Source organism: Corynebacterium sp. KPL1995 (genome assembly GCF_000477935.1).
GTDB lineage: Bacteria > Actinomycetota > Actinomycetes > Mycobacteriales > Mycobacteriaceae > Corynebacterium > Corynebacterium pseudodiphtheriticum.
The window spans coordinates 1,539,317-1,553,539 of the sequence record NZ_KI515715.1 but is presented as its reverse complement, the minus strand read 5'-3'; the positions used below and the strand labels follow the sequence as shown (position 1 = coordinate 1,553,539).

General features: G+C 55.3%; 11 protein-coding genes. 1 reads left to right on the top strand and 10 read right to left on the bottom strand.

Annotation, left to right across the window (positions count from 1 at the left end; genetic code table 11):
• Window positions 1-96: 96 nt before the first annotated feature.
• The 7 genes from smc to gdhA form a co-directional block, all read right to left on the bottom strand.
• The gene (smc, locus tag HMPREF1292_RS06860) at window positions 97-3,564 is read right to left on the bottom strand and encodes a chromosome segregation protein SMC (RefSeq protein ID WP_023019293.1); all 3,468 of its coding nucleotides are present in this window, start codon (window positions 3,562-3,564) and stop codon (window positions 97-99) included.
• Between the two features lie 39 nt (window positions 3,565-3,603).
• Complete coding sequence (locus HMPREF1292_RS06855; protein WP_021353229.1) at window positions 3,604-5,085, bottom strand: sodium:alanine symporter family protein; 1,482 nt, start codon at window positions 5,083-5,085, stop codon at window positions 3,604-3,606.
• A 19-nt stretch (window positions 5,086-5,104) separates the two neighbouring features.
• Window positions 5,105-6,013: a bifunctional DNA-formamidopyrimidine glycosylase/DNA-(apurinic or apyrimidinic site) lyase gene (gene mutM / locus HMPREF1292_RS06850; protein ID WP_023019292.1), complete on the bottom strand. Its 909-nt coding sequence runs from the start codon at window positions 6,011-6,013 to the stop codon at window positions 5,105-5,107.
• 5 nt (window positions 6,014-6,018) lie between these two features.
• Window positions 6,019-6,780, bottom strand: coding sequence for a ribonuclease III (rnc, locus tag HMPREF1292_RS06845; RefSeq protein WP_023019291.1), 762 nt, complete (start codon window positions 6,778-6,780; stop codon window positions 6,019-6,021).
• The gene (locus HMPREF1292_RS06840; RefSeq protein WP_021353232.1) at window positions 6,773-7,315 is read right to left on the bottom strand and encodes a DUF177 domain-containing protein; all 543 of its coding nucleotides are present in this window, start codon (window positions 7,313-7,315) and stop codon (window positions 6,773-6,775) included. The genes rnc and HMPREF1292_RS06840 overlap by 8 nt, the downstream gene beginning before the upstream one ends.
• Window positions 7,316-7,346: 31 nt before the next feature.
• The gene (locus HMPREF1292_RS06835) at window positions 7,347-8,069 is read right to left on the bottom strand and encodes a DivIVA domain-containing protein (RefSeq protein WP_023019290.1); all 723 of its coding nucleotides are present in this window, start codon (window positions 8,067-8,069) and stop codon (window positions 7,347-7,349) included.
• A 93-nt stretch (window positions 8,070-8,162) separates the two neighbouring features.
• A complete protein-coding gene (gene gdhA / locus HMPREF1292_RS06830; protein ID WP_034645188.1) occupies window positions 8,163-9,506 on the bottom strand; it encodes an NADP-specific glutamate dehydrogenase in 1,344 nt (447 codons plus the stop codon).
• Window positions 9,507-9,772: 266 nt separating this feature from the next.
• Here gdhA and HMPREF1292_RS06825 point away from each other — a divergent pair, with 266 nt between their 5' ends.
• On the top strand, window positions 9,773-10,873 hold the full coding sequence (locus HMPREF1292_RS06825; protein WP_023019288.1) for a glycerate kinase: 1,101 nt from the start codon (window positions 9,773-9,775) through the stop codon (window positions 10,871-10,873).
• Window positions 10,874-10,898: 25 nt separating this feature from the next.
• On the opposite strand, the gene HMPREF1292_RS06820 is transcribed toward HMPREF1292_RS06825, so the two are convergent.
• From HMPREF1292_RS06820 to HMPREF1292_RS06810, 3 genes are all read right to left on the bottom strand, one after another.
• Window positions 10,899-11,297, bottom strand: coding sequence for a hypothetical protein (locus tag HMPREF1292_RS06820; RefSeq protein WP_021353236.1), 399 nt, complete (start codon window positions 11,295-11,297; stop codon window positions 10,899-10,901).
• 227 nt (window positions 11,298-11,524) lie between these two features.
• A complete protein-coding gene (locus HMPREF1292_RS06815; RefSeq protein WP_023019287.1) occupies window positions 11,525-12,859 on the bottom strand; it encodes a GA module-containing protein in 1,335 nt (444 codons plus the stop codon).
• A gap of 283 nt (window positions 12,860-13,142) precedes the next feature.
• Window positions 13,143-14,223: hypothetical protein (locus tag HMPREF1292_RS06810; RefSeq protein WP_023019286.1), on the bottom strand; the 1,081-nt coding region annotated here is incomplete at its 5' end.

Sequence of the window (14,223 nt, the reverse complement as noted above, 5' to 3'; positions counted from 1 at the left end):
CGCTGACCGCAACCTGCAAACATGCCACTTTTACCGGCACATCGCGGGCATCGGTGGCTGCGCCTAAGCTTCAGCCGCACCCACTTGGCGGACCTACTATCCACGCGCCAACCGCTGCGAAAGCACATGCGTCACACCATCTGAGCGCATCGTCACGCCATAAAGTACATTCGCGATATCCATCGTCGGTTTCTGGTGCGTGATCACAATCAATTGCGAATCCCTGCGCAATTCCTCGAACAAGGCCAATAACCTGCGCAGGTTCACATCATCCAAGGCGGCTTCTACCTCATCCATCACGTAAAACGGCGACGGACGCGCACGGAAAATCGCCACCAGCATTGCCAATGCAGTCAGTGATTTTTCCCCACCCGACAGCAGAGACAAACGCTTCACCTTCTTCCCCGGCGGCCGGGCTTCCACCTCAATGCCGGTGCTCAGCAGGTCTTCTGGCTCGGTCAAAAGCAACCGGGCTTCGCCACCAGGAAACAACGTGGCAAATACGCGCGGGAACTCCGCCTCCACATCTTTCCAGGCTTGCGTAAACAGTTCTAAGATTTGCTGGTCGACCTCTGTGATCATGGTTTGCAGATCGCGCCGGGTCTGGATGACGTCGTCAAGCTGTTGCGATAAGTAGTTGTAACGCTCCTCCATCGCTTTGTATTCTTCCAGTGCCAATGGATTGACTTTTCCCAACGCCCCCAGGTCCTTTTCGGCGCGCTTGAGCCGCTTCGTTTCTGCCGCGCGGTCGAAATCTTCCCCCGGACTATATTCGCGCACCAGATCCTCGATCGCGATACCCAGCTGCTCACCGACTTTATTTTCGGCTTCTTCGACGCGTACGGCGGACTGTGAAGCCTCCATGTCAGCTTGATGAAATTCCTTCGTCACCGCGTCCAACGATCGCCGCGCTGCCGAAACTTCCGCGCGTACTGTGTTTAAGCCCGTATTTGTTTCGTTCCGTCGAGCAGTAAGCTCATCACGACGGCGTCCGGCCCGCTCGGTCGCAGCTTCCGCCCGTTCTGCAATTTCTTGGGCATGGCCCAGCACTGCCTCGGCCAACTCAGCCTGTTGTTTGCGGCGAGCCATGGCTTGCTCATGCCTACGCTTAGCTACTCTCTCGTGTTCTGCTTGCCGACGCAGCGCGTCACCTTTTCCATGCGCTTGCCCGGCCCGATCTTGAGCGCTACGTGCGGCCACAGCGGCATCCATTTCCCGCGCCTTAGCTTGGGATAATGCTGCCTGCGCTGCCTGTCGTTGCTGCTCTAAAGCCGCAGCTTCTTCCTTGGCATCACCGGCTTCTCCGGTGTCGTTGTGCTTATCGACGCGCGCCAGCCGGTCGCTAACTTCCCTGTGCTGCGATTCCAGCTCCTCGCTGCGTGCGCGCGCCTGCTGTGCTCTCTCAGCAGCAGTTTCATGCTCTCTGGCGTAGCGCTCCACCTGTTGGTGCACGCGCTGTTCTTCGCGTTCTGCTGCTTGAATGTCTTTATCGTGTTCCCGCAGTGCGGATCCGTGATGGGCGGATTCTAAACGGGCTTCTTCCGCCGACTGCTTCGCACCTGCGATCGTGCCAGCCAACTGTTCCAATTCCGCTTGTGCAACGCGCAGTCCCTGTTGCGCCTGCGCAATCTCCGAACTGCGCTCCACCGCAGAACCTGCGTGTGAGCCAACCTCGACCCAGCCTTCACCAATCAGCAGTCCGTCTCGGGTAACCGCGCGCAGGCGTGGATCCTCACGAACCAGTTCTCGTGCGGTGGCGTAGTCTTTCGCGACGACGACATCGGCAAGCATCCGGCCAACTGCCACTGCCACGGAATCATTGACAGTCACGTGGTCAAGTAGCCACTCGGCGTTGACCGCAGTATCCACATGCCAGGCAGTCGCGCTTCGACTCGTATCCACCAATACCGCGCGTGTGGAATCAACCGCCTCAGCAAGCAACTCGGAGGAAACGGGACCAGCCAATGCTTTCGCATAGTCGCCTAACGCGGCAGAAAGCGCCGCCTCCCATCCGGCATCTGCTCGCACAAGATCAACCAGATCACGCCAAGAATCATCCAGATGTTCTCGGATGTCTTGTTTCGGTGCTTGTGCCTGCAAAGTGTCGATACGCGATTGCAAGGTATAAACCACGCGCTCTCGTTCTCGTTGAGTTTCGCGTAGGTCATCGAGGCGCTGCTCGGCAGCCGTCGATTCGGAACTAGCTTGTTGTGCACGCGCGGCCAAGGTTTCGCGCTGCCCACGCAGTTCCTTAGTCTTTTGCGCCCATTCACGGGCTTCTTTGCGCACCTCTTGCAGGCGTGTGCGAGCTTCCTGCCCTGTTTCTTCTGCACGCTCCAGGTTTTCACGGGCGCTGTTCAGCTGCTGCGAGACGGATTCTTCTTCCGCCACCAGGCGCACCACGCCTTCGCGTCGGTCGGATTCTGCGCGCAATCGTGCCAGGTGCTCCGCCTCAGCTTCTTGTACCGTTTCATTGAGCTCAGCGACTTCTTCTCGAATCTCTTCTAGCTCTTCTGCAGCCGCTTCAGCGGCTTCTACGAGTTCTTCATGCTCTTCATCTGCGCGTAACGCCCGGGATTCCAATTCGTCGGGGTCTTGGCCAGAATAGGCAGCGATGTTCCCGGAATTGCGTGCTCTGTCGGCAGCAATGCGCACAGTGGCAGCGATGCGTTCGCTCAACGCGGACAGACGGAACCATAGGTTTTGAGCTTCTTGTTCTGCTGGGGTGACCTGGGAAAGCTCGGCTTCAGCTTCCGTCTGCCGAAACTCCGCTTCTTCCAGGTGTTCCTGGTTGGTCTCCAGCCGCCCACGCAGCTCTTCCGCTTTTACCCCCGCTTGTTCTTTATGCCCACGCAAGCGCACAATTTTTTCACCCGCCAGAACCAGCCGCGCCTCGCGCACCTCTGCTTGCACAGTTGCAGCCCTACGCGCGGTTTCGGCCTGCCTCGCCAGTGGTTTGAGCTGTTTTGATAACTCGTCAGTAAGATCTTGCAGCCGATCCAAGTTCGCCTGCATACCGTTGAGTTTACGCTGAGCTTTTTCTCGCCGACGACGGTGTTTAAGCACGCCTGCAGCTTCTTCGATATAAGCACGGCGTTCTTCCGGCTTCGACTCCAGGATCTCAGACAGTTTTCCCTGCCCAACGATAACGTGCATCTCTCGCCCGATGCCGGAATCTGACAATAGTTCCTGAATATCGGCCAGTCGGGCCTTAGCACCGTTGATTTCATATTCACTGGCACCGTCACGGAACATGCGCCGTGTCAGGCTGACCTCGGTGTACTCGATCGGCAGCTGGCCATCGGCATTGTCAATCGTCAGAGTAACTTCGGCGCGTCCGAGCGGTTTGCGCCCTCCTGCTCCGGCGAAGATGACATCTTGCATTTTGCCGCCGCGCAGCGTTTTCGCGCTGCCTTCCCCCATGACCCAGGCCAGCGCATCCACGACATTGGATTTTCCAGAGCCATTTGGCCCGACAACTGCACAGATGCCGGGTTCAAATTTCATTGTCGTCGCCGAAGCGAATGACTTAAACCCTTTGAGGGTTAATGCTTTTAGGTGCATAGACTATGTGGACTATGTCTGGAACCAGCCCAGGCTGGTTTATTTCAGCGCGTCTTCTTCGCTGCGGCGGGTTACTGGATCGGACCCATCCCAGGCTTCAACGTTTTTCAGGCCCGGCAGCATATCGCGGTGGAAAACCGGATCCTGGCCGCGGCGCTTTTGCTGGTTGTAGTTCTTCAGCAGTTTGAGCGCAACTCCACCCAGCGGAACAATCGCAATCAGGTTAAGGACCACCATTGTCGCAGCGAAGGTATCTGCCAGCGCGAAGACCACAGGGATGCTGGTGACGGAACCGATAACGATGAAGGCCAGCACGCCTACTCGGAAACCATTGAGGACCTTCGGAGATTCCGTCAGGTATTGCAGGTTAGTCTGTGCCAGATAGTAGTTACCCAGTACGGAAGAGAAAGCCAGGCAGAAGATGATAAAGGTGACGATGTGGATGCCCCAGTTGCCGACCTCGTTTGCCAGCGCAGTTTGGGTCAGTGCAGCGCCTTCAATGTTATCGAGGCCGTACTTGTGGTCGCCGCCGAGCAAAATGATGAAAGCGGTAATAGAGCAAACCAGGAGGGTGTCGAAGTAAACGCCCAAGGTCTGCACTAAGCCCTGCTTAACCGGGTGAGACACGGTAGCAGTGGCAGCAGCGTTCGGAGCGGAACCTTGGCCGGCCTCATTAGAGAACAAACCGCGGCGCATACCGTGGGAAAACGCCGCACCGACAGTGGCACCGACAACCTCGGTAACACCGAAAGCATGACCGATGATGTGGCCGATCATTCCTGGAACTTCGTTGATGTTGATGATGATGACTACCAAGCCAATGATCACATACAGGCCAGCCATGAATGGGACAATGACCTGGGTGAAGTTCGCAATGCGCTGCACACCACCGAAGATGACAACCGAAGAAATAGCCGCCAAGGCAATGCCGATGATGAGGTTAAACACCCAACCTTCCAGGCCTAAAGAGGTGGACATGGTATCGACAATGGCGTTCGATTGGAAAGCGTTATAAACGAAGCCAAAGGTGAAGGCCAAAGCCACCGAGAACACCGCTGCCAGCGGTTTGAAGCCCAGGCCACGGGTCATGTAGTAGGCCGGACCACCACGGTAGTTTCCGCTAGCTTCTTTGGTTTTCCACAGCTGTGCCAAGGTCGCCTCAATGAATGCGGTCGCGCCACCGACCAGCGCGATAATCCACATCCAAAACACTGCACCAGGGCCACCGATAGTGATGGCTACCGCGACACCAGCGATATTGCCGGTGCCCACGCGGGAGGCTGCAGAGATAGTGAAAGCCTTGAATGCGGAGATACCGCCATATTCGGGGTCCAGGTTCTTGCCTTTACCTTTCGGCCCTTCACCCAACGAACGGAACATGTCGCCGAGCTTGGTGACCTGTACACCACTTGTCCGCACGGCAAAGTACACACCAGATGCAATCAGCAGCCACGGGATGATTGCCCAAATGCCGTCATTAAACTTAACGATGACGGCTTCAACGCTTTCCAGGAAGTTCATAGCTTGTCACTTTATAGTGTCATTGGCACACTGCACAAAAGTGACTCGAGCGTTTGTTAATCACAATTCGGGTGATCTCATTTCCGCAGCGTAGACATGGTTTTCCGGTTTGCCCGTAAGCATTTAATGAGCGTTCAAAATACCCGCTCCCACCATTAACGTTGACGTAAAGTGCATCGAAGCTGGTACCTCCGGCATCTACGGCGCGGGACATCACATCGTGAGCCGCTTCCAGCAAGGCCACCGCCTGGCGTTGCAAGAGTTTGTTCGCGGGCGTCGCCGGATGGATTTGTGCCGCCCACAGTGCTTCGTCGGCATAAATATTGCCAATACCGGAAACAATTTCTTGGTTTAAAAGCACGGATTTAACCGCAGAACGGCGCTTTCGCACTGCGCGGGCGGCAGCTAACAAATCAAAATCTGGACTAAACGGGTCCGGGGCGATATGCGCTGCTGGTTCTGGCAGATCCGGCTTCTCTTCCGAAAATTCGCAGACCAACCACCTGCCAAAAGTGCGTTGATCAACGAAGGCGAGTTCACGCTTGTCGACGCCGGCCGCACGATGACCGGTAATACCAGCAGCACCGCTGTCTTTTGCATCAGCAGCGTCACCGCTGGCGCTCGGGACTTCCAGCTCTGCCCGAATGCGCAGGTGTTTGGAAGTCACCCGCCCGGGCTTGCTGACGAGCATCTGCCCGCTCATCCCCAGATGCACGTACAGGGCCTGGCCGTCGGTAAGTTCAGCCCACAGGAATTTGCCACGCCGACACCACTGCTTGATCACCGCCCCGTGTAGCAAACCGGGCAACGGAAACTCCTGCCCGCGGTTCGCCCTTGGGTGTAACACCTCGACATTGCGGAACCGCGCTCCGGTGGTGTGCTGGGCAAGACCGGAGCGGACTACTTCAACTTCGGGTAATTCCGGCACGGTGGCTATACCTTAATCGCACCTGGGTTCGATTGCACCAATTCGCATGCCTGACGTGCGGCTTGCTGTTCAGCAGATTTTTTGTTCGGGCCTTGCCCATAACCAACCTCGGTTTTGCCTACTGTCGCCGTGACATAGAACGTCAAGTCGTGATCAGGGCCGGTACGTTCGTCCGAATAGACGGCCATCGGTAGTTTTGCGACCGCAAGTGCTTCTTGCAGGGTGGTCTTCCAATCCAGCGTGCGATTGCGTGCAGAAGCACCATCGATTTTGGTAGCAAAAAGCCGCAGGATTACCTCTCGAGCAATTTCGAAACCGTACTGCCGGTAGATTGCCCCCAGCAAGGCCTCAGTCGTATCGGCGAGGATGGAATCTTTATCTCCACCATCAGTGAGTTTTTCGCCTTTCCCCAACAGAATGTGCGGACCAAGGTTGATCTCTCGGGCTACGTCGGCCAGGCCGTAGCGAGAAACGATGGATGCACGCATCTTCGAAATATCTGATTCAGGGCGGTCCGGGTGGAGCTCGTACAGTTTCGCGGCAATGGACAAACCAAGAACCGCATCGCCGAGAAACTCCAAGCGCTCATTGTTCGGCAGCGCGCCGTTTTCATTAGCAAAAGAACGGTGCGTTAATGCCAGGCAAAGATACTCATCAGATAAATCCACCCCCAATCTGTCGAGCAGCGGGGTGTGATCAGTCGATTCAAAAGCCTGCTTTAAGGCTTGTTCGCCAGTCAGCCGGGTTTTCTTATTCGACCTAGTCACGGAACTTCTCCAGCCCTGCCCAACGCGGATCTACGCGTTCTTCAGTTTCTTCGCCCGATACCCCGTCAGGTGCTGGAGTGGGCGCATCGTCTGGGCAGCCGTCTTCACAGACCGGGTTAAACGGCAACGCGACTACTAGCTCATCAGTGACGGTTTGCAACAAGTCAATCGTGTCCTCGTGGCTGACTTGTGGAATCTCATCGCCGGAGCCAGCGTCTTCGTCGTCTTCCGCGTCGCCGCTAATAAACTCATCGTCGGCAGCAAAAACTTGACTAATCCGGAACTCGGTCGGACGCTCGAGCGGGCTTAAACAGCGAGAACATTCTCCCCGCAGCACTGCGCTGACGTCGGCATCTGCCATGACGCCGGAACCGAGCGAGTGCAGCACGGCATCGACGGTGACTTCCGCTCCCTCTTCAATCGCGAGCATTTCTGCGCCGATGCGTCGTGGCGCTGGTCCGGTATGCGTGATCTGCTCTGGGCCTTGCTGCTGTGTCAGCAGCGCTTTGACGTCGAAAACAAATGGTGATGTCATAACTCGTCCTAGCATACCGGGCTAGCCCGAACTAGTAGTCGTAACCTTCATCGCGTTCATCCCAGCGGCGGGCACCGCGCCCGTTCGCACTGACTGCCCCACCTGCGCCAGCCCCACGACGCAGGGCAGCGCGATCGCGGGTCACCGTGCGCAAGACGCCATTGAGGTTTTCTTCGAATTCACCGAGACGGGCATCGATATAGTCATCGCACTCGGTGCGTAGCTGCTGCGAGTCGGCATGTGCTGTAGACACGATGCGCTGGGCTTCTTCCTCTGAACGGCGCACAACTTCCGCCTCGGAGACTAAACGCTGTTGCTCCGCCATGCCTTCGTCAACGCTGCGCTGATAGGAGGCGTTACCGTCTGCGACCAGGCGCTCTGCTTCATCGCGAGCACGAGTTACGGTGGTTTCGGCTTCTTCCCGAGCACGTGTAGTCACGGCTTCAGCATCTGCCTCTGCACGGTCAACCATGTCGGTAGCACGAGTCTGGGCGTCGGCAAGAATGTCTTCAGCATCTGCCTGGGCGTCATCCACAATCTGGCGAGCGCGCTCTTCTGCACCAGTAAGAATCTCATTGCGGTTATCTAACACGTCTTGCGCATCATCAATCTCCGTAGGCAGGGCGTTACGAAGATCATCCAACAAGGCCAGCATGTCATTACGCGGGACCATGCAGTTGGAGGTCATTGGCACGCCGTAGCCTTGCTCGACATGTTGGACTAGTTCATCAAGCGCTTCAAAGACACGATACATAACCGACATCCTAAACTAGCGGGATACAAAAACGGGTCTGCCACGTCGGTGCAGACATGACAGACCCGCAACTTGGCAGATTACTAAGCAGTTTTAGATGACACCCTGTGCCAGCATGGCGTCGGCAACCTTCTTGAAACCGGCAATGTTAGCACCGGCGACATAGTCACCCTCGCGGCCGTAGGTCTTTGCCGTCTTCGAAATCGACTGGAAGATGTTCGCCATGATCTGCTGCAGCCGTTCATCGGTGTAGTCGAAAGACCAGGAATCACGGGTGGCGTTTTGCTGCATTTCCAGTGCGGAGGTAGCGACGCCACCGGCATTGGCGGCTTTGCCTGGGATGAAAGCAACATCCTTGGACTGGAAGTAATGCGCAGCCTCCGGGGTACACGGCATATTCGCGCCTTCGGCAACATACCTCACGCCATTTTCCACGAGGCGCTTCGCATCGTCCTCATCCAGCTCGTTCTGGGTGGCACATGGCAGTGCAATATCGCCGGATTCTTCCCAAATATTGCCACCTTCATGGAAGGTAACACCGTCGACCTCTTCAGCGTAAACGTTAATGCGCTCGCGACGGTTTTCCTTAACGTCGCGGAGTTTCTCTACATCCACACCTTCTGGGGTGGAGATGTAGCCGGAAGAATCGGACATAGCGATGACAGTGCCGCCAAGCTCCTGGGCTTTTTGGGCGGCATAGATGGCGACGTTTCCGGAGCCGGAGATAATAACCTTGAAACCTTCGAAGCTGTCACCGAAGTGATTCATAGCTTCTTTGGTGATGTAGGCGACGCCATAACCGGTGGCTTCAGTACGCACCAGCGAGCCGCCCCAGGTCAGCCCCTTGCCGGTCAGGGTGCCGGATTCGTGCTGATTAGCCAGACGACGGTATTGGCCGAACAGGTAGCCGATCTCGCGCCCGCCAACCCCGATATCACCAGCTGGAACATCACGGTATTCACCGATGTGGCGGTGCAGCTCAGTCATGAATGACTGGCAAAAACGCATAATTTCAACGTCGGAACGCCCCTTTGGGTCGAAGTCGGAACCACCCTTGCCACCACCGATAGGCAGGCCGGTCAGAGAGTTTTTGAAGATCTGTTCAAACCCCAGAAACTTAATGATCGAGAGGTTCACCGAAGGGTGGAAACGCAGACCGCCCTTGTATGGGCCCAGAGCAGAGTTGAACTGCACACGGAAGCCACGGTTAACCTGCACCTCACCATTGTCGTCGGTCCACGGCACACGGAACATGAGCTGGCGTTCCGGCTCGCAAAGACGTTCAATGAGACCGTAGTTGGCGTATTCCGGATCTTTTTCCAGAACAATCTTGAGGGAGTCCATTACTTCTGCCAAAGCCTGGTGGAATTCAGGCTCTCCGGCATTGCGCTCGAGCAGGCGGTCGTAGTAGCTGTTGACTTGCTTTTCGACGTTCACGTCTATGGCCTTTCTAGTGGATTGCACCAAAGTGGCTTGCACCAATAATTTTTAAGTTTTCTCGCATCGCGTGGATTTCGCAAACAAAAACACTCCAACTTCAGGAACATACCGGTCATCCTATCGGAACCTACCCCCATAAGTGTGCACTGCATCATTATTCGACAGTGCGTCACCGCGTTAGCCTGTCGTTTTTCAACGGCCATTCGACAGGTATCCAAGAACTAATCAACAGCCGATTGGCCGACTCGACTACCCTGACGGCTATGAATATCGTTATCGCTCCGGATTCTTACAAAGGTTTCGCTACTTCCGAGCAAGCTGCAGCCTGGCTTGCCGACGGAGTCGCCGAGGTTTTTCCGAATGCCACTATCACCACCGCCGGTATGGCCGATGGAGGCGAAGGCACAGCGGAGCGGTTTTCCGGTGAGACCATCACCCTGCCAACGACTGACGCCGCCGGGCGCCTAACCGAGGCGAGCTACCGCTACGACCGTGCCACGAAGACTGCTTATATCGATATCGCAGCTGCTTCTGGGCTACCTGCGGTGACCGACAACCTCGACGCGTTAAGTGCTGACACTTACGGCACCGGCGTGCTCATCGCGGATGCACAGACACGCGGAGCGCAACGAGTCGTGCTGGGTTTGGGTGGCTCGGCCACCACTGATGGCGGTATGGGAATTCTGGTGGCTTTGGGGGCGGCACCAGACGATAAACGTGGTTATCCTTTGCCGAAAGGTGGCGGGCCGTTGGATCGCCTAGAACACATTGACACTGCGAACTTAAATGTCGCCGCTGCGGGTATGGAGTTCGTGTTGTTGGCCGATACGACTGCCCCCGCCTGTGGCCTGAATGGCAGCGCAGAGGTTTTCTCGCGACAAAAAGGGGCCGATGATGAGCAAGTCGCCCATTTAGATGCTGCCTTGCGCAATTTGTGTGAGGTAGCTGGAGTAGATCCAGACGCAGAATTCATGGGCGCAGCCGGTGCCACTCCAGTGGGACTAATCTGGTTGTCGCGTTTAATCTATGGCACCGATGATCACGTACACCTGTTGCCTGGTGCCACCGTTGTGGCCCGGGAATTAGGGCTTCCCGCGGCTATCGCGCAAGCCGATCTAGTGATTACCGGTGAGGGCCGTTTTGACGAGCAATCCAGCCGCGGAAAGGTAATCAGCCAGATCGCGGAATTGGTGCAGCAAGCCGAAAGCACTCCCCCTGTATTAGCGATTGCTGCTGCCGAATTCACTACGGAGCCTGTAAACGATGCGCTAAGTGTGCAGCTGGCGCCGGGTAAAGATGTGGCAGATCAACTACGCGCGGCAGGGGCGGAAATCGCCCGAAAATTTCAGCAAACCCACTTATAGTCGCTAGGCCTATTGCTCGCAATATCTAGCGAAAGATGTTTACCGTCCATGGGTAGGTTGCGGGTTGCTCATAGGCTTTCTCGTTTTCCAGCAGCACGCGGTCATTCGGCAGTGGCGCTTCCGGTGTTAAAAACCGCGACAGTGCCATGGTCAGCTGGTTGACCGAGCCTTTTACCCCGTCGACTTCGAAGCGGTAGCGGTGCATGACACCGTCTTCGAGTTCCGCGTCGTTGTGTTCGTCCTCGTAGATACGGTGCAGTTGCTCTACGACGTCTTCGGCTACTTTAGGCTTGTCGTCGAAGGACAGCTTCGCCGATTTCAGCATCTCGGATTTCACGAGTTTATCGCAGGCAAGCTCGTAGTTTTCGCGCAGGCGTTGTGCGGGTTCTACGGGGATGAGAACGTCAAACTGAATAGTTGGCATAGCGATAAGCCTACCCTCATTATTCTCTGTTGCCTAGGGGCGTTCGTGTGCCGTTATTCACGGTTTTCTTGCCGATGCGACGCTGCCGATGCACGTTCTCCACCCGACGTTCCCGGCACCGTGTACACATGATGAAAACCGCCACCCCGAGCGGAATGGCGGCAGTCTAGGAGGGAACGATTTAGCGTTACACGCAGTTACAGCTGCACGCTACTACGGAGCAGTGCTTACTTCGCAGCCTTGTTCAGCTTCTCTGCAGTGTGGAAAGCAGCTTCGACTTCGAATACCTGCTTGGCGGCGAGGATCTTGTTGCGGGCTTCCTTCTTCTGCTCGTGGGTCAAGTGCTCGAAGCCGTCCAGCTTTTCCAGTGCCAGGTGCTTGGTGCGAGCAATCGCCTTAGCCAGGAAACCAGAAGCTTTCTTCGCTTCTTCGTTAACTTGGTTCTTGGCGACACCAGCTTCGTAAGCATCTTCAACCTCGTAAACGTGCTCAGCGTCGTTGACCATCTTCTCGAAGAAAGCCTTCTGCTGCGGGGTCAGGTTAGATAGGCCACGCAGTTTCTCCAGAGCTTCGGCTTTGGTGTAGTCCAAAGCCTTTTCGACGTCGGTGTCTGGGACCTCAGATGGGGTTTCCTGGCCTGGTACCGGAGCAAAAGGAGCGACTGGGTTCTTGTCCTCAGCTTCGGCTGCTTGCAACACAGTTTTTACCTCTTTTACTGAGGTTGCATCTTCGATCTGCTTTTTGAAGATGCTGCGCTGCAATGGGTTCAGTTTTTCAAGCTCCTGAAGTTTAACCAGCGACTCTTGACGCTCTTCATTCAATTCTAGATTTGGCTGCTGAAGCTTCTTCTTTGCCTGTTGAAAGGTGTCATTCAACTGGTCGTCTGTAAGCGTAGAAATCTCTTCGTCCGTAAACCCAGCCGCCTTGAACCCGTTCCTGAGGATTTCTTTTATCTCAGCATCGCTTTTACCTTCGCGGATTGCTTTCGCAACATTCTTTGCCGCAACATCTGCTATTTGGCCTTTCCAGGTTCCACCAAACTCAGCTTCCAGGCGCTGTGGAGAGTACTTACCCGCTGGTGCTGGAGTTGCCCAGTCGGCCGGGTTTTGGGCTGGGGCTTGTGGAGCTGGAACTGCAGGAGCAGTTGGCTGCTCGCCCTCCGATGCACTCTTCTTTGCCAAAGTCTGCTTTGCGGAATCTACGACGCCTTGCAGCTCACCGTTCAACTGGGATTCTTCAAAGTTTTGAAGTTCTTGCTGCGTAAAGTCTGCGCCACCCTTGCCAGCCGCATTCTTCAAACCAGTCTTCAAAATTTGCTGTACATCAGTTTCCGAAGCTCCACCTTTGAGCGCTGCCGCGGCCTCCTTAGCGGTCTCAACGGCGACCTCAGCGGCTTCAGTTCCAGAGAATTCGGCGTGAAGTTCTTCCCAGGTTGGTTCATTTACCTCTACCGCCATTGCATAGTTAGCAGTAGCGAGGCTGCCTCCGGCGACAGCCACAGCCGCCGCAATAGCAATTCCGCGACGCTTCACGGTTCCGGCAACAAGCTTAAGGTTGGACACGATTGTCCCCTTTCAAATACGTACTCAGGGGCATCAGCGGTCGCTGATGCTTTTCTACGCATTAACTTAAATCTGTTTTATGTGTAGCTGAACAAAAATAACTATGAGTTCGTTAGCGAAAGGATAAAAGTAGGCTGGCAGAAAAATGGCATCTGACCAGCTGTAATTCATATCTCTGCGTGTAGTGATCATGGAAACAATGGGCACGAAAAAGCCGCTGCTTCAGTGGAAGCAGCGGCTTTCAGCGATCGAGGATCAAACTGAAACTAGCGATCCGTTTTCTTTAGAAACGAATGCCAATCTTAGCTAGAGCATCGCGAACCTGAGCTTGGACGTTGCCAGCTCCGGTGAAATAGTTGACGATTTGCAATAGTCCGCCGAAGAGCAGTCCCAATGCACCTACGCCGGCAGCAACACCGAAAATTCCTTTAGCAGAATCCGATGCACCGCTTGGATTCCACCAGTTAGACGATCCATCGAGCAGACCTGGCTTAGGTTGTTCCTTGTTATCGGCGTTGTCCTGGTTGGTCTTATCCAGTTCTTTCTTCAGCTGCTCAAGTCGCTGCAGATCGGATGCTAATTTTCCGGCCTTGGCAGTCAGCTCGTCACGCTGTTGTTTCAGCTTAGCTTCCTGAGCATTGAGTTCAGACTCTTTAGCACTCTGGGCCTGTGCCTTCTGCTCCAACTCGTTGTTCGCCTTCTGCAACTTGTCAAGTTGTGGCTGCAGTTCCTTCGATTTCGTAACCAGTGCTTCTTCTTGTTTTTGCAGCTTTTCAGCCAGCGCTTTCAGCTCAGACTCTTTAGCATTCTGATCCTGAGCCTTCTGCTCCAGCTCATTGTTCAGCTTGTTCAGCTTTTCAATCTCCGGCTGAAGCTGCTTCATTTCCTCAACAAACTCAGCTTGCTGCTTCTTCAGCTCGGCAGCCTTAGCATCCAGCTCTGCATCGCGGCCTGCGAGTCCAGACTCTTTTTGTTCAAGCTCAGCTTGGCGTGCCGCTTGTTCTTCAGCCTGCTTCTGCAAGTCATTGTTGAGCTTGTCCAGCTCTTCAATCCGAGGGAGGAGCCCCTTCGCAGCAGCATCCAATTGTTCACGCTGTTGTTTTACAGAAGCTTCGCGCTCATCCAACGTAGATGCTTTGTCGTTGAGGTCTGCTTCTTTCTTATCAAGCTCAGCTTGGCGCGCATCCTGATCTTTAGCCTTCTGCTCCAAGTCATTGTTGAGCTTGTCCAGCTTTTCGATCTCGGGCTGAAGTTTCTTCAATTCCTCAGCAAACTCAGCTTGCTGCTTCTTCAGCTCGGCAGCCTTAGCATCCAACTCGGAGTCACGCGCATCCTGATCCTGAGCCTTCTGCTCCAGATCCTCG

What these genes read in the sequence shown, in the direction of transcription:
- HMPREF1292_RS06820 (WP_021353236.1), bottom strand. Translation starts at nt 11,297, where the DNA reads ATGCCAACTATTCAGTTTGACGTTCTCATCCCCGTAGAACCCGCACAA.
- HMPREF1292_RS06855 (WP_021353229.1), bottom strand. Translation starts at nt 5,085, where the DNA reads ATGAACTTCCTGGAAAGCGTTGAAGCCGTCATCGTTAAGTTTAATGAC.
- smc (WP_023019293.1), bottom strand. Translation starts at nt 3,564, where the DNA reads ATGCACCTAAAAGCATTAACCCTCAAAGGGTTTAAGTCATTCGCTTCG.
- HMPREF1292_RS06825 (WP_023019288.1), top strand. Translation starts at nt 9,773, where the DNA reads ATGAATATCGTTATCGCTCCGGATTCTTACAAAGGTTTCGCTACTTCC.
- HMPREF1292_RS06840 (WP_021353232.1), bottom strand. Translation starts at nt 7,315, where the DNA reads ATGACATCACCATTTGTTTTCGACGTCAAAGCGCTGCTGACACAGCAG.
- HMPREF1292_RS06835 (WP_023019290.1), bottom strand. Translation starts at nt 8,069, where the DNA reads ATGTATCGTGTCTTTGAAGCGCTTGATGAACTAGTCCAACATGTCGAG.